This is a genomic window from Pseudomonas sp. Emmai (assembly GCF_055179735.1).
The window spans coordinates 5968474-5991906 of sequence record NZ_CM143685.1 but is presented as its reverse complement, the minus strand read 5'-3'; the positions used below and the strand labels follow the sequence as shown (position 1 = coordinate 5991906).

Here is a 23433-nt window from a genome sequence, read left to right as displayed (position 1 = left end):
GGTGGTTTCAATGGCAGTAGATATTTCAGGGGGTGTGTTCAGGGTTTTGACAGGTGATGGGTCCCTGAATATTTCGGCCGAGCGATCAAAAGTAGAAAAACAGGCCGGTGGCTTTGCGGCGAGCCAGGCTGGTCAACTGCTGGAGGCGTGCCTTGAGGTCTGCCGGCAGGGCTGACTGCTCCAACAGGGTCTGAACCCTTTCAAGCGCGGTGACGCCCTGGATGCTGGCGTCTTCATGGTCATCGATCAAGCAGCCCAGAACCTTGTTGAGGCGCTGGATCAGGCCTGAATCCCACAGATGCTGGTAGTGCTCGGCGCTCAACGTCCACGTTTCGAGGTCACCCGACAGGCTTTGATCAAAGTCCAGGCGCCGCAAGGCTGCCAGACTTAACGGGACGACAATTTGCTTCGTCGGGCTATCCATGGCGGTCTTCCCGGTCGAGCCATGCGTGCAACTCGCGTTGTGCTTCGGTCAGGCGTGTGGTGAGTTCTGCCAGGGTTTTCGCCCGTCCCGTCCACTGCGGCTGACCCCAATCCCGATCCTTGATCACCACCACCTGAAAGGCTCCACCCTTATCGAACTCGGGATACCAGCCGACATCCAGCAGCAGATGCTCGCCGTATTCGACTTGCAGCAGGTCTTCCTTGAGTGAGTCGATCTGGCTGGCGAGGGGCTGGTCGGACAAGATCGACAGGTCGTCGAAAGTTATTTTGCCGGTGAGCAGGCTCAGGTCGAGCGAGGGGGGAGGCCGGTTCATGCCTGGAATTTCTCCTTGGGTACGCAGCAATTCAACAGGACATTGTCCCGGTCATGACGCCCGATCTTGCCTGATTTGACCCCGGCATCCCAGCCCCGACCAGCGGATCCGCAGGCACAAAAAAGGGCGGCTACCGAAGGTAACCGCCCTGTTTTTAACTGCCGCTAACGCTTATTCCGGCAGTTTATAAGCAATCACATAGTCACCCATCTTGGTGCCCAGCGAACCGTGGCCGCCAACGACGAGCAATACGTATTGTTTGCCGTCCTTGCCGGTGTAGGTCATTGGGGTGGCTTGGCCGCCGGCCGGCAGGCGCGACTTCCACAGTTCCTTGCCGCTATTGACGTCATAGGCGCGCAGGTACTGATCGAGGGTACCGCTGAGGAAGCCGACGCCGCCCGCGGTGACGATCGAGCCACCCATGCTTGGCACGCCGATCGGCAGGCCGATAGGCACTGGCGAACTGTCACGGCTGGTGCCGTTTTTGCGCTTCCACACCACTTTGTTGGTGGTCAGGTCGATACCGGTGACATAGCCCCAGGCCGGGGCCTGGCACGGTACACCGAACGGCGACATGAACGGGTGCATGGTCACGGCGTACGGCGCGCCAGCGTTAGGCTGGATGCCAGCCGTTTCGCTTTCGCGCTTGCTGTCCGCCGCGACTTCGGCGCGGGGGATCATTTTCGAGACGAACGCCATGTAGTTCGGGCTGGTGAACAGCAGTTGGCGGACCGGGTCGACCGACACGCTGCCCCAGTTGAACACACCGACGTTACCCGGATAGACCAGGCTGCCCTGCAACGACGGCGGGGTGTACTGGCCTTCGTAACGCAGTTCCTTGAATTGGATGCGGCACAGCATCTGGTCGAACGGGCTGGCGCCCCACATGGCTTTTTCGGTCAGTTCCGGGGCCAGCAGGTTGAGGTCCGAACGGGCCTGGGTCGGGGCGGTATGGTCGCCCTTGACCGCGCCTTGTGGCACCGGGATCTCACGAATCGGCACAATCGGCGTGCCATCGCGACGGTCGAGCACATACAGGCTGCCTTGCTTGGTCGGCGCGATCAGCGCCGGCTTCACGCCGTCGGCAGTTTTCAGGTCCAGCAGGGTCGGCTGGCTGCCCACGTCCATGTCCCACAGGTCATGGTGAGTGAACTGGTAATTCCAGCGCACCTTGCCGGTGGCCAAATCGAGGGCAACGAGGCCGGCGCTGAATTTCTCGGCGCCTGGCATGCGGTCGCCACCGTACTGGTCAGGCATCTGGTTGCCCAGAGGCAGGTAGACCATGCCCAGTTTCTCGTCGACGCTGGCCAGGGACCACATGTTCGGCGAGTTGCGGGTGTAGGTTTTGCCCGGTGCCAAAGGCTCGGTGGCCTCCGGGTTGCCGCTGTCCCAGTTCCAGACCAGGTGACCGTCATGCACATCGAACGCGCGAATCACGCCGGACGGCTCGTTGGTCGATTCGTTGTCGGTGACGTGACCGCCCATGATCACCAGGTCGCGGGTAATCGCGGCCGGGGAGGTGGCGTAGTAGCCGCCAGCGGTGAACGGGCCGATGCCTTGGGTCAGGTCAACCACGCCGTTGGTGCCGAAGCCTTCGCAGACCTTGCCGGTGTCGGCATTGAGTGCGATCAGGCGTGCATCGGCGGTCGGCAGGTACAAACGACGCGGGCAAGCCTGTGCAACAGCTTTGCCGGCTTCGGAGATGACGGCGGCCGAGGCAGTGCCTGCTTGGGCGTAGGCATTCTCGTCGTAGTAAGAGACGCCACGGCACGTCATGTGGGCGAAGCCCTTGAAGCCCACCGGGCTCTTGATCTGCGGGTCGAAGCGCCACAGTTCCTTGCCGGTGTCCGGGTCCAGCGCCAACACTTTGCTGTGGGCGGTGCAGGCATAGAGCATGCCGTTGACCTTCAGCGGGGTGTTTTCGTTGGTCAGCTCCACCGGGTCATCGGCGGTCGGCAGGTCGCCGGTCTGGATGCGCCAGGCTTCCTGCAACTTACCGACGTTGGCCGGGGTGATCTGCTTCAGCGGCGAGTAGCGGTCACCGAATTCGGTGCGGCCATAGGCCTGCCAATCGCCGTCGGGCATCGCCGGGGCGGTGCTGGTCAGGTCCGTGGTATCGCGGCCCAACTCGCCGAAGATTTCATTCGGATGGGTGAATTGACTGGCCACGGCGGTGGCACCGGCCAGCACTACGGCCACGCTCAACGCAGCGGTGCCCAGCGGTGCGGCGCCATCGCGCAGCAACGGTCGGCGGAACCACGGCAACAGCAGGACCACACCCAGCGCAAACCACAGCGACAGGCGCGGCACCAGTTGCCACCAATCGAGGCCGATTTCCCACAACGCCCACACGGTACTGGCGAACAGCACCAGTGCGTACAGGCCCAGTGCGGCTCGCCGGGCGGCGATCAACAGCACGCCGGTCAGTGCGATGCCGATACCGGCCAGCAGGTAATACAGCGAGCCGCCGAGCATGCTCAGCTTGATACCGCCGGCCAGCATGGCCAGGCCCATTAGCAGAAGCAGGATACCGAGCAGGCTCGGTAGCAGACGGCTTCGACTCAAAGCACCATCAGTGCTCATAGTGTGGTTCTCCGTGACGTTTAAGTAGTCCCGCGCAAGTTCACTGTAGATGACGATCTGGCGTGGGCATGGTTCAGTTAAATCTGTAGGAGCGAGGCTTGCCCGCGAAGGCGGCGTGTCAGCCAACATCAATGTTGAATGTGATGGCCTCTTCGCGGGCAAGCCTTGCTCCTACAAGGGTTGCGGTGTGGTTAGAACGAGGATTGGATCTTGATCCCGCCAATCAGCGCGTCATCGACCTTGTCCACGCCACCGGGGTGGCGGATGTATTGCAGGTTCGGGCGCACGGTCAGCCAATTCGTGACGTGCACGCCGTAATAGAGTTCGGCGCTGTATTCGGTGTCTTGCGGCGGCAGGAACGACGGATCGTCGTAGTCATAAACGGCGCGGGCCTGGTTGGTCGCCTCGGCGTTCTTGCGATAGGCCGGGTTGACGTGGACGCGGGCCAGGGCGAAACCGATGTCGTCCTTGGCGCGAGCATCGAACAAGCCCTTGTAGACGACGCCGGCCTGGACATAGTTGTCGATGGCGTTGGTCTTCTTGTCGTGCATCGTGCCGTTGGCGAACACGCTCAAGCCTCGGGAGTTGTCGCTGGCGCGGCTGGTGATCTGCTGTTGCACACCGAGCCACACGCCATGCTTGCTCGACGCGCTGCGATAGGCTTCGCCGCTCAGGGCCGCAGGCTGACCATTGCTGTCTTTATAGGCGTCAGTGGCCTTGGCGTTGCTGTAGTAATAACCGGCGCGGTACTCGCCGGGCAGGCCGTTGAGCTTGGGCGTCCACACCAGTTCAATCGGCAGGATCGCGCCTTGGGTGCCGCTGCCGCTGAGCTTGAAGCCATTGCCGCGATCGAGGTTCGACGGGTTCTGCTCGTAGGCGCCGACCTGCGCGTACAACTCCGGTGTCAGGTGATATTTGACCCGCATCGCCCACTGGCTGACTGGCCAGTTGTACCAGATGCCTCCGACCCAGTTGCCGACTTGCGAGCCGCAGAACGCCAGGTTCTGGAAGTCGCAGGGGAAGCTGTTGAAGTCTTCGCCTTCGCCAAAGCGGCCGACCTTGATGTCGAGCTTCTGGTCGAAGAATTTCTGCTGGTACCACATCTGGGTCAGGCGCCAGGTCTGGCCACGGCCCCAGACTTCCTGGGCCGAGGTGAAGCCGCCGACCCGTGGGTCGTTGATCCGGTCGTTGCTGATGTTGTTGCCGTTGCGTTCGGTGATGGTCAGCTGGAATTCGGCGTCGTCCCAACCGAGGATCTTCTGCAGATCCAGGTGCGTGCCGAGGCCGAACTGGTCGCTGTAGCGTGCCGTGCGGTCGTGGTCATAGCCGCCGTGCAGGTTGCTGCCCATTTCGCCGGTGTAATCGACTTTGAAGTCGTAGCCTTTTTCCGAAAGTTCTGTGCGCGTGCCGTTCCAGTCGCCGAGCATCCACGGCGATTCGCTATCGAAAGCCGGGGCCGCGTGAACGCAGGTGGCGAGGCCGAAGGCGCTGAGGCCGCCGATCAGGTTCAGGGCTTTTCGCTGGGCCACAGGGGTGCAGACAGCGCTGTCTCGCGGAGATGGAAAGTCGGGCATAAAGTAGAAATTCTTGATCTTTTACTGGGGGGTGAACTGAACGCAACGAGGTGGAGCGGGCAGTGAAGCGTTTCAGCTTAAGGGCGGCAGGATAATGATCTGTGACAAAGAGAGAAAGCGCTTTTACTGACATGCAGCGTTTCGGATTTGGTAACAGTCGTCTGCGACAGGGCGCCGCAGGCTGAAAATACCCTTTGTAGGAGCGAAGCTTGCTCGCGAAGGCGTCCTGGCATTCAACATTGATGTTGAATGAACCGGCGCTTTCGCGAGCAAGCTTTGCTCCTACAGGGATTGTGGTGTGCAGGTATTGGTTAGTTGCCCGCGGTGACAGCAGCGACTTTGCGTGCTCGCGTCCAGGTCAGCACGAAGTGGGCGACGAGGCCGAAGATCAAACCCCAGAACGCCGCAGCCAACCCGAGGAAACTCATGCCCGAAGCGGTCACCAGAAAGGTAATCAACGCCGCCTCCCGCTGCTTCTCATCCGCCATCGCTCCGGTCAGCCCGGCACTGATCGCGCCGAACAAGGCCAGTCCGGCGAGGGAGGCGATCAACTCTTTGGGCAGGGCGGAAAACACCGAGGCCAGGGTCGCGCCAAACGTGCCCATCAGAATGTAGAACACCCCGCAGGCAATCCCGGCGATGTAGCGCTTGTCCCGGTCCTCGTGGGCTTCGCGACCGGTGCAGATCGCGGCGGTAATCGCGGCCAGGTTAAAGCCGTGGGAGCCGAACGGCGCCATCAGGATCGAGCCCATTGCGGTCACCGAAATAATCGAGCGCGCCGGGGTGTTGTAGCCCGAGGTGCGCAACACTGCCATGCCCGGCACGTACTGTCCGGTCAGGGTCACCAGTGCCAGTGGCAGGCCAATGTTGATGATCGCGTGCCAGCTCCACTCAGGCGCCCTGAAGACCGGATGCGCCACCGCGATGGTGATCGAAGCGCTGTTGAGTTCACCGAACGACGCCGCCACGGCGCAACCGACAATTAGCACCGACAGAATCGCGTAGCGCGGCGACAAGCGTTTGCAGATCAGGTAGGCCGCGATCATCGACAGCACCAGCGCCGGTTGCAGCTTGATCGAGGTGAACAGCTCGGCGCCGAAGCGAAACAGAATCCCGGCGAGCATGGCGGCGGCGATGGCTTTGGGCAGGCGACTCATCAGTTTGTCGAACGCCCCGGACAATCCGACCACGGCGATGATCACCGAAGCCACCACATACGCGCCAATGGCCTGGGGCAGGGTGACGCTGGGCAGCATCGACACCAGCAACGCCGCGCCCGGCGTTGACCACGCGGTGATCACGGGAATGCGCAGGCGCCAGCTCAGGAACAGGCCGGTGATGCCGCTGCCGATGGAAATCGCCCAGATCCACGACGACACCATGTCGTTGGGCAGGTGCGCTTCCTTGGCGGCCTGAAACACGATGATCAACGGGCCGGCGTAGGAAATGATCACCGCGATGAAGCCTGCAATGACCGCTGACAGGGATAGATCCTTTCTGAGTGTGTGCATGACGTCTCGACTTGGCGCGGCAGAGGCGCGCAGTGATCAGGGTGGGATTGAGTTGATTGATTCGATTTGCGATGAGTGTATTTGAATGAATTGAGTTGATTCAATGATGAAAAATCAAGTCAGGCAAAAATATCGAATCATGTGGATTTAACTGATTGATTTGTAATGTTTTTAGCTTGTGAATATTTTTTATTATCTGCGCCTGTTTCATTTAAAGATCGACTCAATCAACTCAATGTTCACCATTGATCCCTGCACAAGTGCTCGAACATCGATGTGATATGCTCCGATTTTTTTCAAGACGATGGGCAGCGATCATTCATGTGGGTTCCCCAGCTAAGCGAGTTCAGCCAGCCGATGTATTTGTCGATTGCCGATGCGTTGGCGCGCGATATCAGCAATGGCGTGTTGAGCCAGGGCGATCGCCTGCCAACCCTGCGCGAGTTGGCCACCACGCTGAAGGTCACGCCGGGCACCATCAGTCGCGCCTACAGCGAGGCCCATCGGCGTGGGTTGGTCCATGGGGAAGTGGGGCGCGGCACTTATGTGCAGAGCCAGGCGCCGAGCGAATTGCCGGTCAGCCCCGTCCCGACGACGCTGAACCTGGGACAGTCGCCATTACTCGACCTGTCCATCATCAAGCCCTACAGCGAAACCCTGGAATACTGGCTGCGCGATGCCCTGATCGGCCTGGCCAAGAGCACTGATTTCGCTCGGGCCCTCGACTACGCGCCGGACGGCGGTCACCCGGCGCATCGCGAGGCGGGTGCACAGTTTCTGCGCCAGTGGTTGCCCGATGCGCAATGGCAGCAAGTGGTGATCACCGCAGGCGCGCAGCATGGCTTGATGGTCGCGATGAGCGCCCTGACCAACGCCGGCGACCTGGTGCTCTGCGAAGAACTTTGCTACCCCGGCATCATTTCCCTGGCCCATGGTCTGGAGCGACGCCTGGGTGGCGTGGCGATGGACGACGAAGGGATCATCCCCGAGGCGCTGCGCGAACTGTGCCTGCGGGAGAAACCGGCGATGCTGGTTTGCGTGGCGACCTGTCAGAACCCGACGGCGGCGATCATGTCGCAACAGCGCCGGGCGCAGATCGCGGCACTGGCCGAGGAGTTCGACTTCATCATCCTTGACGATGACATCTATGGCTTCCTCGCCACCGACCCGTCGATCAAGCCTTTGTCGGCGTTTGCCCCGGAGCGTTCGGTGTACCTGACCAGCTTGTCGAAGTCGGTCATGCCGGCGTTGCGCATCGGCTATCTGTATAGCCCGCCGAAACTGCTGTCGCGCCTGACTTCGATGGTGCGCAGCAGCGTGTGGATGCCATCGCCGCTGACCGCGCAACTGGCCAGCAACGTGATCACCGAAGGCCTGGACAAGAAACTGATCCGCATCCAGCGCAACGAAGCGGCTGCGCGGCAAGCCATTGCCCGGGAAATCTTTGCCGGTTTCGAACTCAGGACCCAGCCATATGCCTACCACGTCTGGCTGACCTTGCCCGAGCCGTGGACCAGCGACGAATTCACGATGCTCGCCCGGGCCAATGGTGTGCTGGTGCTCAGCGGTACGCAGTTCCAGGCCGAGCGTTCGGGGATGACCCGCAGTGTGCGGCTGGTGCTGATGTCGCCCACCAGCCAGGACGAACTGCGCTTTGCCCTGACCAAACTGGCAAGCCTGATCGATACCGACCCGCGACGGTTTTACTGAACCGCGCCGTCTCCCGCTAAAACTGTAGGAGCACGGCTTGCCGGCGAAGGCGTCCTTGAGATCGCCTTCGCCAGCAAGCTTGGCTCCTACAAAAGCACGGTGGTTGACCTACAGTTAACGCAGTCCTTCCACCCAACGAAGCCCTCGGCTAAGGTGCGCGGCTTCTTTATTCTTTCTTCGCGCAAAGGCCCGGCATGACCGAACAGAACAACAACCCGCTGCACGGCGTGACCCTGGAACAGATCCTCAACGCCCTGGTTGAACATTACGAATGGTCGGGGCTGGCCGAGCGCATTGATATTCGCTGTTTCAAGAGCGATCCGAGCATCAAGTCGAGCCTGACCTTCCTGCGCAAAACCCCGTGGGCGCGGGAGAAGGTCGAACGCCTGTACGTGAAGTTGATGCGTACCAAGCGTCCGCTCTGAACATGCTTATTTCAGCTGCCCCGAGGCGTCGTTTTGTTGCCGTGGCGGCGGTGCTGGGCTGGTTTGGCCTGAGCGTTCAGCTGTACCTGATACTCGGCACCCGCTGGGAAATCGGTGCCAGTCTGTTGGGTGGGCTGATGAGTTTCTTCAGCTTCTTTACCGTGCTGACCAATACCCTGGTGGCGGTGGTGCTGACCTGCGAACTGACCTCGCGGGAGTCGGCGGCGCGGCGCTGGTTTTTGCAGCCGTCGGTGAGTAGCGGGATCGCCGTGAGCATCGCCGTGGTCGGCCTCGCGTACAGCCTGTTGCTGCGCCATCTCTGGCACCCCGAAGGCTGGCAACTGCTCGCCGATGAGTTGCTGCACGACATCCTGCCGCTGCTGTTTCTGATTTATTGGTGGTGCTGCGTGCCCAAAGGCACGTTGCGCCTGGCGCATATCGCCCTGTGGGTGATTTATCCACTGGTGTACTTCGCTTATGTGCTGCTGCGCGGGCATGTGCTGAGTGCTTACCCGTATCCGTTCATTGATGTGAGCGCCCTGGGTTATCCACAGGTGTTTCTCAATGCGGGGGGGATATTGGTGGGGTTTGTCGTGATTGCGTTATTGGTGGTTGGGCTGGATCGGTACATTGCCCGAAAGTGAACGCAGACTGTTGATCATGGGGCCTTTGTGGCGAGGGAGCTTGCTCCCGCTGGGCTGCGAAGCGGCCCCCCTCTTGATCCCAAAGAAAGGGATTGCTGCGCAATCCAGCGGGAGCAAGCTCCCTCGCCACAGGTCAGGTGCTTGCCTCAGATGTTCAACTATTGCTCGTCGCTGCCATCCGCCCGCCAGTAACCCACCGCTTTGACCAACTGCTCATCCAGCCCATGCTCATCGAGCAGCACCCGGCGAATCTGCCGTGAAACCTTGGTCTCGGTCGCCACCCACGCATACAGATTACCGCTCGGCACCTGCAACTCTTTCACCGCGTTCAGCAGGCTGTTCTGGCCGTTATCGCGCAACACCCAGATCACATTCACCTGCGCCGGGCTTTCCAGCGTCTGTTGCTCACCGCCGTTTTCCACCTCGATGATCACCAGCGCCCGGCGGTTGGGCGCCAGGCCTTCCAGGCGGCGGGCGATGGCGGGCAGGGCGGTTTCGTCGCCGATCAGCAGGTAGCTGTCGAAGATGTCCGGCACGATCATCGAGCCCCGTGGCCCGCCGATGTGCAGGAATTGCCCGGGCTGCGCCTGCTCGGCCCAGGTCGAGGCAGGGCCGTCGCCGTGCAAGACGAAATCGATGTCCAGTTCCAGGGTGTCCAGGTCATAGCGCCGGGGCGTGTAGTCGCGCATGGCCGGCAGCGGTTGATCGGTTTTGCCGGCGCCGAGCACCAGGGTTTCCAGTGCCGCCGCTTCCGCTGCGTTCTGCGGGAACAGCAGTTTGACGTGATCGTCGGTGCCGAGGCTGACGAAGCCCGCCAGCTCCGGCCCGCCCAAGGTAATGCGGCGCATGCGCGGGGTCAGGTCGACCACTCGCAACACCTCCAGCCGACGGCGTTTGATTTCGTGCATCACGCGATGGATGGTCTGGTTTTCAAAAACGACATTCATTCGGCGTTCTCCTGGGCGGCTTGAACGGCAGGGCCGTCGACGATGGCTTTGGCGGTGTTATTGAGCAGGGCGGCGACGCGGACGATTTCTTCGGCACTCCAGCGCCCGTGATGCAGTTGCAGGGCATGACGCAAGTTATGCACCGCCTCGTGGATTTCCGCCGGGCGATCATGGCCGCGCAGGGAACGTTTGCTCACGTCGATGCGCATCCGCACGCCTTCCAGGGCAATTGCCTGGTCGCCCAGAGATTGGCGGCCGGCGTCGGTCACGCTGTAGCGTTTTTTTCCACCCTCGGCGTCGCCGGTGATCATTTCGCTTTCTTCGAGGAAGGTCAGGGTCGGGTAGATCACCCCGGGGCTGGGGCTGTAGGCGCCGTCGAACATGCCTTCGATCTGGCGGATCAGGTCATAGCCGTGGCACGGCTGTTCGGCGATCAGCGCCAGCAGCAGCAATTTCAAATCGCCGGGGGCGAACACCCGTGGGCCGCGTCCGCCGCGTTCGCGGCCAGGGCGTTTCTCGAAGCCGTCGCGGCCGTCACCGTGTTCGCGGTGGGAATGATGGTCTCTCATTTTTTCAGTGCTCTCGTCGTATTTAGATACAACTTAAGATATATCTTAAGACCGGCGCAAGACCTTTTCCGAAAGACCTTTCCGCACGCCGACGAACGGTGCCTGGCTGGCGAGTCAGCCCTGGCATCGTCAAATCGATTTTTCGGTGGCTCAAGGCCGCGTAACTTTAAAGTTAAAGTTATCACTCTATTAATTCATCGGTTTATAGTCCGCAAGTGCCGTTGGCCCCGTATTTACTCGTTATATCGCTGTATGGTTTTTTTAATAAAACTGTCGGTAGGAAAGTGCTGACAGTTATCCATCGATAATTGCCTTTTTTGTTCTTTTGTCCGACCTGTTGCGAGGGCATCTAACTACATGTCCGTCGGAAGTTACTTGCTTACATTCCGAGGGCGGTAGCGGATCATTTGCTGGCGTTGAAAGTTCAGGCCCCTACCGGCAGGCATGGCAGGGTTTGAACTTTTAATAAGCCACTTAATTGACAAGACAGGTACTTAAAGATGTTCAAGAAAATGACTGTTGCTGCACCACTGGCTTTGCTGGCGCTGACCTCTTCCATGGCATTCGCCGCCGGTGAAGCGCGTCACTCGATCAGCATTGTCGCCCATGTACCGACCAACGGTTTCTACGTGGTGCCTGTCGATCCAGACCTGGTCAACAAGGACCAGCGCATGGACATGCAGCCGACCACCGGCAAACCGGCAAACATCGAAGGTTTCTTTGATATGCGCAACAACAACGGTTCGGTGCACGCCAGTGTCGTGACCGCGCCAAAACTGTATTCCGGTGCTAACACCATCGACTTGCAAGTTCAAATCAGTGGCAAGGAACTGACCACCACGCCGCAAATGGTCGCCGGTGAATCCGAGTCCGATGTGAACTTCCGTGCGCCGCTGCTCATCAGCGCCAAAGGTACAACTTTCGCACCGGGTGACTACACCGGCTCGGTGGCCATGGTCTTTGATGCCGTCCCTCCAGTTGGCGGTGTTCGCTAACTTACCCTTACTTGGCATCAACCGGCGGGCGGGCAATGTGTCCTGCCCGTCGGATTTCCATTGGTTTGCAATCTGAGTATGAGTTCATGTTCCCGATGACCCCCATCGCGGCTGCGCTTGCGCTGTTGTTTTGTGCCAGCGCGGTGGCGGCTCCGGTTTCCTCCGGTACTACACCGCGAAGTCTGCTGGCACAGGCCAAGGGCTTGCCGGCGGAATTCGAGGAGCACTTTTTTGATGTGCCGCTGGCGGTTCGTGTGGAACTCGATCAACAACCCCTGGGGGAGGCGATGGTCGTGCTGTCCCGGGATGACCGAATCACCCTGCTCGAATTCACCGACACCCGCGACAGCCGCTTCAACGCCGCCGAGCGTGAAACCTGGGCGAGCTATCTCAAACCCGGCGTGCCCTTGGGCAGTTGCACCCGGCAATGCCCGGAACAACTGCTGGCGGTGCACTACAACCTGGAAAACTCGCTGCTGTCGATCCTCACCGAAAACGCCGAGCGCGATACCGAGGTCAAGCGGTACTTCGAGCAACCGGAGGGGGGCAGCAGTGGCTTGATGCTGCGCAATCAGCTCAACCTCAACGGTGGTCAGGACCAGGACCTGGGCGGACGCTTCGGCCTGGAAGCCAGTGGCAGCCTCGGCAACTGGAGCCAGACGTTCAATATGCAACTGGCCCGTCTCGGCGGCCCGGACAATCAGCTTTACCACGCGGTACACGAGCTTTATACCCAGCGCGAATTGCAGGGCACGTTCCTGCGCCTGGGCTATTTCACCCCCAATTCCGAAGGGCTGACCCGCCAACCGCGCACGTTTGGCAACAGCCCCGACACCACCGTCGGCGTCATGTATGGCAGCTCCGACAGCCTGGCGATCAACAACCCGGCGCCCAGCATCTATCCGATCTACGTCACGGCCAACCGCCAGGCGTCGGTGGAAATTTATCGCGAGGGTTTGCTGATCAATACCCAATCGGTGCCCGCCGGTTTGCAGACCCTCGACACCCGGCCGTTGCCCGGTGGCATCTACGAAGTGGAAGTGCGGCTGATCGAAGACGGCCAGACGACCTCCACCACCCAGGAGCTGGTCTACAAGCCCAATAACTGGCGCAACCTCGACGAGCGCTGGCGCTATAACCTGTTTGCCGGGGAAGAAACCAAGTTGCTGAGCAACTGGGACCAGCAGGCCAGCGGCAGTGCCACGGCCGGTGCCTCGGTCAATTACCTGCTGCATCCGCGGGTGATTCTCGGGCTGTCGGCGCGCCAGATCCGGGAAAAAATGCAGTACGGCACGTCCATCGACTGGACCTTGGCCAATCAACTGAGCCTGTATGCCAACGTCTACCAGACCGAGGACCACGGCACCGGCGTCGATCTGCAAAGCCTGTACAGCTACGGCTCCGGCAGTGTGGTGATCAGCCATAACCGCAGCTGGCTCGACACCACGGATATCTACGATGTGCTGCCCGACGGCACCCGGGTGCGCCAGCGCAACGTGTTCATCGGCGAAACCAGCAACTCGTCCCTGGCGCTCAATCATCGCCTGAGCAGCAAAAGCTCGATCAATGCCCGGGTGTCCCACAGTGAGGGCAATGTCGAGGGGATTGGCCTGGACCTGGGCTGGACCCAACGCACCGTGCTCTGGGGCAGTGATGCCAGTTGGCGCTTGTCGCTGTTCGATCGCCCCGGCAGTTTCAGTAGCGGCGATGATCGCAATCGCGGAGTCGATCTGAGCCTCAACCTGGCGCTGGGTGCGCCCGGGCAACAGATCACCGGCAGCATCGGTTCGCGCACCGCCCGTGAAGGCGGGCGCGATAACAATGCATCCCTGGGCTGGCGCAAGGACCTGAAGGACCACGTGCTGCAAAACGTCTCGGTCACTGCACTCACGGACACGTACGGCGTCGGCTTGTCGAGCCTGGCCGCGTTCCGCACCGAGGCAGTCCGGGGCGACGGTTTTGTCCAGCGTTCCTCCTACAACAACAACTTCACCGGCGGCTTGAACCTGGACAGCACCCTGGTCATCGGCAGCCAGCAAATGGCCTTGACCAGCCAAAGCGATGTGCGCGGCGCCGGGTTGATTGTCGATGTGGAATCGGACATCGACGGCATCGCCTTGCGCGCCGACGACTTCAGCGGCGGCAGCGTGGCCCTGCGTCCGGGACGCAACTTCATCCCGATCACGGCGTACCAGAACAGCTCGGTGAGTTTCGATTTCGAAGGCAATCACGTGCCGGCCGCCAACATCGAGCCGCAACGGACCCGTTATCACCTGAACAAGGGCGGCGTGGATTACCGCAAGGTGCGGGTGATGAAAACCCTCACCGTGCTCGGTCGCCTGGTGGATGCCCAGGGCCGGCCGCTCAAGGGCCATCACGTGATCAACCACGCCAGTCGCGGGGTGACCGAGGTCGACGGCTTCTTTTCCATGGAAATGCACGCCGCTTCACCGACCCTGGAAGTGCGCCAGGGCAATCAGTTGCTGTGTCAGTTCCGCCTCGATGCCAATCGTCATCGCAGTGAAAACAACGTGTTGATGATCGGGGACCTGCGCTGCACGCCGGACACCCTGGCCGACGTCACGCCGACCGATCAGAAGGCAGGTTGAAACCTATGAAAATGAGTATGTACGGGCTGGCGCTCGCGCTGGTCGCGCCTTCTGCGCTGGGGTTCAATCAGGAGATCCGGGCGCGGTTCACGCCGGACCCGTCGCAGCCGCAGAAAAATGTCTTTATCAACCAGACACCGAACAGCGGTTACTGCGCCACCTACCCGGACGAGTGCAGGATGAACGAAACATTCAGCATCCGCGCGCCGATCAATTTCGGCCCCAAGGGCCCCATGTTGCCCATGGCGGGTGTTTCGATCCGCGTACCGGCCTACTGGCGCCAAATCACGGTGACCAACAGCGACACCCTGGAAACGGAAATCGTTGAAGTGCGCATCAGCGGCATTGGTTCCAATTACGTCCTGAGCAATACCGCCGCCAGTCTGACGGGGGAAACCGACATCCTCGAAGGGCACCGAAAGCTCTGGGGTGGACTGAGTTGGGTTTATGCACCGGCCAATTGCCTCTACAGCGGTGTCGGTGCCTACGGCCCCAATACCTATCGGTTTTTCTGGAAAACCCCGAGCGAAGGCGACTGCACCAAAGTCACGTCGTTTCGAATCCCGTTCATGTCATTCGACACCCTGGATTTTGCCTACGAACTGCGCACGCCCAACCCGCTGGGCATGTCCAGCGGGCTCTACACCGGGTCGATCAATTACCTGCTCAACGGCGCGGCCAGGGATTTCAACATTGGCGACATGGTCGCCAATGACAGCAACCTGACGCTGGACTTCGTGCTCGATGTGCAACACACCCTGAAAGTCGATATTCCGCCCGGCGGCAATCACATCGTCCTGGAACCCCAGGGCGGGTGGAGCAGCTGGCTCGATCAGGGTCGTCCGCCGACCCGCCTGTTGCGTGACCAGACCTTCCTTATCTCGGCGTCATCGCGCTTCAAGATGTCACTGGAATGCGAGCTCGACCTGACCGACGGCTGCGGGATCATCGATCGTGAGTCGGGTTACGCCGGGCTGGTCAACGTCAGCGTCAGCCTGCCCCACGGGTTGACCGACAGCGGCGGCAAACCGGCCATGCGCGTGCCGTTGAACCGCGAGGACTCGGCCACGTTCCAGCCCGGTGTCTACGTGGATCGAAAACCGGGAACCCTGCATTTCGACGTGGCGGAACGCGAAACCGCGTTTTTTGTGCGCAACAGCAAGGGGCGGCCCTACAAGGGCAACATCACCGTGATCTGGGATTCGGAAGTCTGACCGTCCGGGTCAGCCCGCAGGTATTTTTCAAGAGGCGCAAAGCAATGAGATTTCTGTTGTTGATGGGGTTGCTCGGTACATTTTCCCTGGCGGTGCAGGCCGGCCCGCAGATCAATGTCGGCACGGTCTACGACTACCTGGATGGCGATAAAAGCACCTACCTGAAACGGGTGTTCAACAGCGGCGACAGCACCGCGTTCGTCAAGATCAATGTCCTGGAAATCGTCTACGACGCCGACGGTACGTCCCGCGAAATCCCGGTCGAAAGCTCGGCGGACGGCACCTCGCGCAAGGGCATCATGGCCAGCCCGGCACGCTTGATCGTGCCGGCCCAAGGCATGCAGGGCACGCGTTTGCTGTACATGGGCGAGCGTGATGTCGAGCGTTACTTCCGTGTGCGTTTCATCCCCGTGGTGCCGGAGAAAGAAGACGATTTCGTGATCAGTAGCGAGGAGCGCGACGACTACAAAAAGAGCCTGTCGGCGGGGGTCAACGTGATGACCGGGTTCGGCACGATCTTTTTCGTGCGCCCGCAAAATGCCCGCTACGACACGGCCGTCAATGACACCGCCAGCCGTTATGAACTGCGCAACAACGGCAATACCGTGCTGGTGGTCGACGAGTTCAAGAGCTGCTCGCTGAGCAAGGAAAACGACTGCGGGCCGACCACCAAGCACCACGTGTTGGCGGGCAGGTCCTTTGGTTTCGATAAAGAGAAGGGACGTGAATACCGCTTCATGGTGATCGAAGGCGACAGCAAGAAGTCGCTGAAAATTGCCAGTCGGTAAGGCTGATGTCAGTCGGTGAAACTCGGTTCATGTGGGCGCGGGCTGCAGTGTTAAATCTTTGTGGGTAACAAAACATGATCAAGCAATGCACGGTTGCGGCGTTGATGGCGGCCACGGGGCTGATGAGTCTTTCGGCACTGGCGGCGCGCGAGGAGCACACGTTCGAAGTCAGCCTGACAGTGCCGACGCGTTCGTTTTATGTGACGCCGGCGCAATCGGACTGGATTCACCGCGAGCAGATCCTGCCCTGGCTCAGGGAGACTTCCCGGCTGGGCAGCCTGCGCAAATATTTTGATGTGCGCCACGACACCAGCGCGATCGAAGCGCGCCTGGAGTTGCAGCCCTACCTCAGCAACGGCTACCCGGCGGACGATATCCAATTGCGGGTCAGCTTCAATGGCGTCGAGCTGAGTCACGCCGTCGAACCCCGGCTAGTGGTGTCCGCCGCCGATGCGGCGGTGGGCTCGCGGGTCTTGCTGGAAATCGAGCCGCAGTTGCCGGCGGGCGGTTATCGCCCCGGCGATTACTACGGCAATGTGTTGCTGTTGTTCAACGCCAAGGCACCGGGTGGGTAGACCCGCAAGGGGCGGTGCTGCGGCTTTTGGCTGATGTCACATCGACTGATCTGAAGGCAGGTTGAAACCCATGAAAATGTCTATCTACGGACTGGCACTGATGCTGGTTGCGCCTTCGGCGCTGGCGGTCAATCAGGAGATCCGGGCGCTGTTCACGCCGGATTCGTCGCAGCCGCAAAAAAACGTGTTTATCAACCAGACACCGAACAGCGGTTACTGCGCCAGTTACCCGCAGGAGTGCACACAACAGGACATGTTCAGTATCCGGCTGCCGGAGCGCTTCCACCCGCGTACTGACATTGCCCCGGGGTCGGAGGTACCGATCAAGGTGCCGGCTGGCTGGCGCCGATTGACGGTGACCAACCGGGACACTCAGGAAACAGAAACCGTTGAAGTGCGCATCAGCGGTATAGGTTCCGATTACGTGCTGAGTGACACGGCAATGAACCTCACGGGAGCCGCGACCGCGGTCGCAGGGCACCAGCAACTCTGGGGCGGGCAGATGAGCAGTTGGGTTTATGCATCGCCGCCCTGTACGTACAGTGGTGTAGGTGCTTACAGCGACACCACCTACCGTTTTTTCTGGAAAACCCCCGTAGAAGCCAACTGCACAAAAGTGGCGGCGTTCCGGATTCCCGCCATGTATTTCGACACCCTGGATTTCGCCTACGAACTGCGCACGCCCAACCCGTTGGGCATGTCCAGCGGGCTCTATACCGGGTCGATCAACTACCAGATCGGTCCCGGCGGGGATTTCAACATCGGCAACATGCAACCCACTGACAGCAACCTGACCCTGGACTTCGTCCTCGATGTGCAACACACCCTCAAAGTCGACCTTCCGCCCGGCGGTACTCAAATCCTCCTGGAACCCAAGGGCGGGTGGAGCAGTTGGCTCGATCAGGCACGGCCACCCACGCGCCTGTTGCGTGACCAGACCTTCCTCATCTCGGCGTCATCGCGGTTCAAGATGCAACTGGAATGTGAACTCGACCTGAGCGAGGGCTGCGGGATCATTGATCGGGAGTCGGGGTATGCCGGGCTGGTCACCGTCAGCGTCAGCCTGCCCCACGGGCTGACCGACAGCAGCGGCAAACCGGTCAATCGATTGTTGTTGAACCGTGAGGAATCGGTGACGTTCCAGCCTGGCGTCTATGTGGATCGAAAGCCGGGAACCCTGCATTTCGAAGTGCCGGAACGTGATACCGCGTTTTTCATCCGCAACAGCAAGGGGCGGCCCTACAAGGGCAACATCACTGTGATTTGGGATTCGGAGGTGTGAGCCTGTAGGCGCGACACCGCACTGGTGGCGAGGGGGCTTACCCCCGTTGAACTGCACAGCAGTCCCCTCCTTTCTCCGGCAAAAGAGAGGGGCCGCTTCGCAGCCCAGCGGGGGCAAGCCCCCTCGCCACAGCAAGCCCCCTGGCCACAAGTTCGGTGTCAGGCTTGGCCGATCGGCTTTATGCCTCCAGCCCCTGCTTTTTCAGCAGCTCGCGGGTCAGGTGGCGGCCCAGTGTCAGTCGGTTGTAAGTCAACTCATTGAGCCGGGTCGTGTAGGTCTGATCACTCATCGCTGGCTGGCTGCCGGTGGCGTTGCGCTGTTCTTCCAGAGCGTCCAGCTGCTGATCAAAATCCTGGTCGTTGGCCAGCCATTGCTCGGGGTAGGTCTCTCGCAAATAGTTTTCCCAGAACGGTTGTTCGAGCATGCCATTGACCAGCCCGTCGCCGCTCTCCAGTTCCAGCACGGTGGCATAGGCCCGGTCGATGGCCTCGTCCGGCACCGCCGCGACAGTTCGGTAGAGCATGGAGTCGGACTGCCAGGGCAGGTCCAGGCGTCGCGCCAGTGATGTTTGATACGCCAGGTAGATTTCCACCTCTTCGGCCCGGCTGGGGCGCGACAGGGAATCGGCCCGGGCGATGTCGTTGACCCGGTCCAGGCGCGTCGCACCTTTGGCCAATTTCACCAGCCGCGGCTCCAGTTCAATCGCCGACGTCGAATAGGCGTAAGCCTGGGACACCAGCGCCTGCACCCCCATGCTGTTGAACAGCTCGGAGCGGGCATCCGCGCAGTTTTCCGGGTTTTCAGCGGTGCGGAACAGCTTTTCGCGCAAGGGCGTGTCCAGGTCCATGGCATCGATCAGTTCCCAGACCCGGCGCGACAGTTGTTCCCGCACCCAGCCGCCGGCCCGGTAATCGGCGGAGGTGGTCAGGCTATCGATGAGCCGGAAAAACCCTTCGCTGTTGGCTTCGTTCATCAAGTGGTCCCAGGCTTCGGCGCGCCAGGTGCCCAGGCCAGGGGAACGGTTGCCCCACAGTGAGGTGTCGTCATTGAGCGGCCATTTGTCCCGCGCCCGTTGCGCCAGCGGTTCGTAGATGTTCTCCCGGTGCAGGCCCACCGAGCGGCGGTACGAATAAAACGTCTGACGATGGGCGTCGAGCAATTGGCGGGCGTCCAGTCGCGTCCGGGCGACCGTCCACGCATTGCTCGAGCCGCGTATGGCCCGGGGAACGGTATTGATCGGGTTACCCGACAGGTCGAGGAAAAAGCCCCGGGGACGCGGCCGGCTCAGCAAGCCCTCGGGCCAGGTGGCGAGGCCCGTGTAGGCGAGGTTGAGGACCTTCAGGCGCGGCATGCGCTGGACGTTCGGTGGCAGGCCCAGCACGTTGTATTCCAGGCGCAGGGTTTGCAGGCGGGTCAGGTTGGCCAGTTGCGCCACGGCCTCCTCGGTCAGGCGGATGCGGTTGTCGCTCAGGCGCAGGGTTTCGAGGCCGGACATCTTTCCGACTCCGGCCGGCAGGCCCGTCAGGCCGCAGCGGCGCGCGCTGAACTGGCGCAGTTGGGTGAAGTTGCGCAACATCCCGTCCGAGCGCAGCGAGAAATCCATGCCATCGAGATTCAGCGTGGTGATCTGCTCGAGCCAGGGCCTGATGTCCGGCAGTTTTTTCCACCAGCGTTCCAGGTTGTAGCGCCGCAGATCGCTGGACAGGTCCAGCGCATAACCGCCGCTCAGCGACGTACTGCGTTCATCGAACACCCGGGGTTTTCGCTCGAAGCATTCCACCAGGCGGTCGGCCACATGCCTGACGGCATCGGGCGCAATGGCGGCCTCGTCGGGCAGGGACACCGCCACCTGTTCCTGCCAGGTGCTGAGCACGTTGCGCAACTTGTTCAATTCCTTCTCCAGGGCCTTGAGCACCTGGACGGGGTCGGCATCACGGGGCAACGAGTGGAGAAAGACTTCCACGTCCTGTTCGCTGAAATGCGGATACAGATCCAGCACCCGTTGCCCAACCGTCCTGGCTTCCCGGGACAGTGCAGGGCCGCGCAACAGCAGCAGGGTCTCGCGCTGGGCCACCGGCCGGATCGGCGGCTCCAGCAACGCGGTGCGCCGTGCGGCCGGTGGCTCGGCCTTGACCATCAGCCATTCCTTGAACCAGGCGCCCTCGCCGGGGCGGTAGCCGAGTTCCAGGCGCGACGTTTCAGGCATGGCGCGCAGAATCGCCTCGTACAGATTGAAGGCAGGATGCAACGGGCGGTTTTCGTGGTCACGCACCTCGTAGCGTCCGTGTTCATCACGCACCAGCACTGTGACGCTCGCGGCCTCATCGGCGCCGACCCGGCAGCGCAACGGGCCGTCGAAGGTGCCGTCACGCACCTCGATGCGCAATCCGTTGAAGGTGTCGCTGTTGAGCCGCAGCACGTTCAGGGCCAGGCGTTCGGTGTCGATGGTCACGCGGTCGCGCTGGTAGAAACCTTCAAAGGCCCGCGCCGTGCGGGTTTCAAACGCGCATTCACGCGCCAGGCCCCGGAGGCGCAGGGGGATGCGCTGCGGTTCGGCGAGTGTCGCCAGTTCGCTGCTGCCGGCGCCGGCCAACAGGGTTTCGGCGACGTCCGTCGGCAAGTCCGGGTATTGCTGTTGCAAGCGCAAGACCTTGGCGTCCTGGCTGATGGCCCTGGCGCGGTACAGGTAGTCCGCGAGGTCGGCCTTGCGCTCATTCACCCGCGCAATCAAGCGATCACGCAATGCTTGTACCCGCGCATCGGCGGGCAAGTGTGCACCGAGCAAACGGGCCAGTTGCGCCTCGTCCAGAAAGCCCGCGACCCGCTCCGGGAGCCTGCCGGCCATCACCTCGGCGAGGCTGAGGTTCAGCGTCCGGCGCGCGGTTGCCGGGGCGCTGCCATAGGCGCGGAACATGCCGGTCAGGTTGGAGCGTTCGTAGACGTTCAGCGCGTAGTCCGCCGGCCAGCCGGGCAGTTCAGTGACCAATTGTTCGAACCAGTAGGACGAGGGTTCCATGGCCGACCCCGAGCGAATTTGCTCGCGGACCACGGCGATATCCTTGATGGCCTGGTAGCGCTTGAGGGTGTCGTCCAGCAGCAACGGTGGCGGGGTCTGCTCGACATGCATGCGGCGCAGCACCCCTTCGTCCGTGCCACTGACCCGGCGGATGTTCTCCAGTTGGTCGGCGTTGAAGCCATCGGTGCGATGGCCGAGGCGTTTCATCAGGGTGTAGGCGTCCCAGGTGCGCGGGTTTTCCCCTTCGAGCAGCCAGGCGCCGTGGCCGTTGTGGCTGATTTTCGGTGCGTAGGCCTCGGGACGAGTGGGGTGCTGGATGCGATGCTCGCCGGTGTCGGGGTTTTTTTTGACGTGGTAGGTCCCTTGGTCGAGGAGCAGGATGTCCTGGCCTTCGATGTTGCGCAGGCCCAGGTCATTGGGCTTGGAGTCCTGCTCCAGGCGGATCTGTTGTTCATACGGGCTGAGGTCAGGGTTCCACAGCCTGGTTTTACCGCCGGGCAGTTGCACCGGGGTCATGCCTTCGATCAGCGGCGACAGTTTGAGTTTGAACACGTCGCCGACCGCGCCACCGACACCCAACGCGGCCAGTTGAACGACATCGGTGACCACGCCAATCACATGCTCGGCGGCTTCCGTCCATTGGCCTTCAGCCAGGTCGACCACGCCCTCGATCACATTCGTGGTCAGTTGATAGGCGGTGTAGGCCAGCATCAATTCCCCCAGGCCCGGCACGAACGGGGCCACCACCATCAGCGCGACGTTGAAAATGTCCGAGAGCATTTTCTTGAAATTGTCCCACCAGGCCCAGCGCGAGCGGCTGTCGGCATCGCCGGTGGAGACCGCGATCTCACGGCCATCATTGAGGATCTTGTTCAGTGCCTGCTGGTACCGATGCTCCCACAGCGCACCGGTGATCGGCACGGCGCTGGCCTCGAGTTTGGGCCGGGGCACCGGTGTATCACGCCAGCTCGGGCCGGGATCGGTCGGCGCCAACTCGTGCCATTTGACCTGGCTCAGGCGTTGCTCCAGGCCGGCAAAAAAATGCCCGCGCTGTTGCTGGTCGACAAACTGGCTGAAGAACTGCCGATAGGTCTGCCCGGTCGACGGCAGGCTTTTGTTCTCCCGCAGTTGGCGACCGAGTTCGACGATGCAAGCGGTCGCCGACGGGTATTCCTTGAGGGGGTGCTCCGGGTCGTGGGGGACGTACGCCAGCATGCGGTTGGACGCGCGATTGTGCGGGGATGGCGTCGGGGTAAACATCAGGATGCCGGTCAGGGTGGTGTCCATCAGGCGCAGGTCGCAGGCTTGCAGGAGATTGCCATCCAGGGTCAGGTTCGGGAAGCCGTGGAGCACGGCCAGCAACCCGCGGTGTGCCTGGGGGCTGATGTCACGGGTCTGCAGCGCCAGGTGCAAGGCGGCCTTGAACGCGGCCTTCTGGTTGAGGATGACAAAGTGTTGCAAGGCCCCTGCGGCCACCGGGCTGGACGGCAACAGGACCTGTTGAAGATGACGCCGGTAACGGCGGCCGATATTCAACTCACGGCACAGTGTCTGGAATTGTTTGAGCGACATTTGTTGTTTGATTGGCACCACTTCGAAGTGCCCGTGTTCATCGGGCTGGGTAATAAAGTCCGATTGAGGTTCAAAGGTGTCGGAACTTGCGAAGTTATGCAGTGCCGCATCCAGTAAAGACACTTTGCGGGTGGTGACACCCTTGGACGTATCAATCACATACCAGGGATGTTCCTTGGGGATATACAGATTTAACCAGGTGGCTCGTACATCAAGGTTCAGCCCATATTGGCGTTGCAGTGCAGCCCTGAGCAAAGGTTCGGCAAAGGCATGGATGTCCTGAAGCACAGTGAGCAGGCGATCCACCGCATTCTGGCGGGTCCAGGATTCCACGTTGGCATTGGCCAGGTCTTCGTCGGCGCTGTTGAACCAGGACTCGCGGACGGGGCGGACCTTGCCCAACGTCCGCACTCTTTCAATGGACGCCTGGGTAAAAGCGCTGTTGAGTGTTTCTTTGATGAAGGGGTAATGACGACCTTTATTGTTATCGGAGTTGTCCGATTCAACCAAGTTGTTTACTGTTTGTGACTGAAACATATTGAATGATCTTCACGTTAGGAGAAGCCCTAAAACTATCCGCTGGCGTGAAGAATAAAAGTCTAAATGTTTGTTCCTGAAGTTGAAGAATGTCGAGTTAACGATCAGGAATTGGATTGCCGAA

17 protein-coding genes are annotated in these 23433 nt (G+C 61.0%); 9 read left to right on the top strand and 8 right to left on the bottom strand.

Translation table 11 applies throughout. The features are described 5' to 3' along the window. Positions 1-85: 85 nt before the first annotated feature. From ACY4LX_RS27410 to ACY4LX_RS27390, 5 genes are all read right to left on the bottom strand, one after another. On the bottom strand, positions 86-424 hold the full coding sequence (locus tag ACY4LX_RS27410; protein WP_149658048.1) for a hypothetical protein: 339 nt from the start codon (positions 422-424) through the stop codon (positions 86-88). After that, positions 417-758: a hypothetical protein gene (locus ACY4LX_RS27405; protein WP_463258382.1), complete on the bottom strand. Its 342-nt coding sequence runs from the start codon at positions 756-758 to the stop codon at positions 417-419. The genes ACY4LX_RS27410 and ACY4LX_RS27405 overlap by 8 nt, the downstream gene beginning before the upstream one ends. A 171-nt stretch (positions 759-929) precedes the next feature. Further along, complete coding sequence (locus ACY4LX_RS27400) at positions 930-3341, bottom strand: glucose/quinate/shikimate family membrane-bound PQQ-dependent dehydrogenase (RefSeq protein ID WP_463258381.1); 2412 nt, start codon at positions 3339-3341, stop codon at positions 930-932. Positions 3342-3532: 191 nt separating this feature from the next. Beyond that, on the bottom strand, positions 3533-4915 hold the full coding sequence (locus ACY4LX_RS27395; protein WP_463258380.1) for a carbohydrate porin: 1383 nt from the start codon (positions 4913-4915) through the stop codon (positions 3533-3535). 311 nt (positions 4916-5226) lie between these two features. Beyond that, positions 5227-6426, bottom strand: coding sequence for a benzoate/H(+) symporter BenE family transporter (locus ACY4LX_RS27390; RefSeq protein WP_463258379.1), 1200 nt, complete (start codon positions 6424-6426; stop codon positions 5227-5229). A gap of 321 nt (positions 6427-6747) precedes the next feature. Here ACY4LX_RS27390 and ACY4LX_RS27385 point away from each other — a divergent pair, with 321 nt between their 5' ends. The 3 genes from ACY4LX_RS27385 to ACY4LX_RS27375 all read left to right on the top strand — a co-directional run bounded on the left by ACY4LX_RS27385 (position 6748) and on the right by ACY4LX_RS27375 (position 9205). Next, complete coding sequence (locus tag ACY4LX_RS27385) at positions 6748-8136, top strand: aminotransferase-like domain-containing protein (protein ID WP_463258378.1); 1389 nt, start codon at positions 6748-6750, stop codon at positions 8134-8136. 194 nt (positions 8137-8330) lie between these two features. After that, the gene (locus ACY4LX_RS27380; RefSeq protein WP_007903672.1) at positions 8331-8561 is read left to right on the top strand and encodes a VF530 family protein; all 231 of its coding nucleotides are present in this window, start codon (positions 8331-8333) and stop codon (positions 8559-8561) included. Between the two features lie 2 nt (positions 8562-8563). Further along, positions 8564-9205: a Pr6Pr family membrane protein gene (locus ACY4LX_RS27375; RefSeq protein ID WP_463258377.1), complete on the top strand. Its 642-nt coding sequence runs from the start codon at positions 8564-8566 to the stop codon at positions 9203-9205. A gap of 158 nt (positions 9206-9363) precedes the next feature. Here ACY4LX_RS27375 and ACY4LX_RS27370 read toward each other — a convergent pair whose 3' ends face one another. Both ACY4LX_RS27370 and ACY4LX_RS27365 read right to left on the bottom strand, forming a co-directional pair. Continuing rightward, positions 9364-10152 carry a siderophore-interacting protein gene (locus ACY4LX_RS27370; RefSeq protein ID WP_463258376.1) on the bottom strand — a complete coding sequence of 263 codons (789 nt, stop codon included), beginning with the start codon at positions 10150-10152 and terminating at the stop codon, positions 9364-9366. Further along, a complete protein-coding gene (locus ACY4LX_RS27365) occupies positions 10149-10721 on the bottom strand; it encodes a PadR family transcriptional regulator (RefSeq protein ID WP_149658040.1) in 573 nt (190 codons plus the stop codon). The genes ACY4LX_RS27370 and ACY4LX_RS27365 overlap by 4 nt, the downstream gene beginning before the upstream one ends. Positions 10722-11221: 500 nt before the next feature. Between ACY4LX_RS27365 and ACY4LX_RS27360 the strand changes: the two genes are divergently transcribed. The 6 genes from ACY4LX_RS27360 (at position 11222) to ACY4LX_RS27335 (ending at position 18184) form a co-directional block, all read left to right on the top strand. After that, the gene (locus ACY4LX_RS27360) at positions 11222-11716 is read left to right on the top strand and encodes a CS1 type fimbrial major subunit (RefSeq protein WP_149658039.1); all 495 of its coding nucleotides are present in this window, start codon (positions 11222-11224) and stop codon (positions 11714-11716) included. A gap of 86 nt (positions 11717-11802) precedes the next feature. Next, positions 11803-14325: a CS1-pili formation C-terminal domain-containing protein gene (locus tag ACY4LX_RS27355; protein WP_463258375.1), complete on the top strand. Its 2523-nt coding sequence runs from the start codon at positions 11803-11805 to the stop codon at positions 14323-14325. A gap of 5 nt (positions 14326-14330) precedes the next feature. Continuing rightward, positions 14331-15539: a hypothetical protein gene (locus tag ACY4LX_RS27350; RefSeq protein ID WP_149658037.1), complete on the top strand. Its 1209-nt coding sequence runs from the start codon at positions 14331-14333 to the stop codon at positions 15537-15539. 44 nt (positions 15540-15583) lie between these two features. After that, positions 15584-16327: a molecular chaperone gene (locus ACY4LX_RS27345; RefSeq protein ID WP_149658036.1), complete on the top strand. Its 744-nt coding sequence runs from the start codon at positions 15584-15586 to the stop codon at positions 16325-16327. A gap of 74 nt (positions 16328-16401) precedes the next feature. Then, entirely contained in the window at positions 16402-16902 is a 501-nt protein-coding gene (locus ACY4LX_RS27340; RefSeq protein WP_463258374.1) for a CS1 type fimbrial major subunit, read from the top strand. A 70-nt stretch (positions 16903-16972) separates the two neighbouring features. Beyond that, positions 16973-18184, top strand: coding sequence for a hypothetical protein (locus tag ACY4LX_RS27335; RefSeq protein ID WP_463258373.1), 1212 nt, complete (start codon positions 16973-16975; stop codon positions 18182-18184). Positions 18185-18362: 178 nt separating this feature from the next. On the opposite strand, the gene ACY4LX_RS27330 is transcribed toward ACY4LX_RS27335, so the two are convergent. Beyond that, positions 18363-23309 carry an NEL-type E3 ubiquitin ligase domain-containing protein gene (locus tag ACY4LX_RS27330; RefSeq protein ID WP_463258372.1) on the bottom strand — a complete coding sequence of 1649 codons (4947 nt, stop codon included), beginning with the start codon at positions 23307-23309 and terminating at the stop codon, positions 18363-18365. Between the last annotated feature and the right edge of the window lie 124 nt (positions 23310-23433).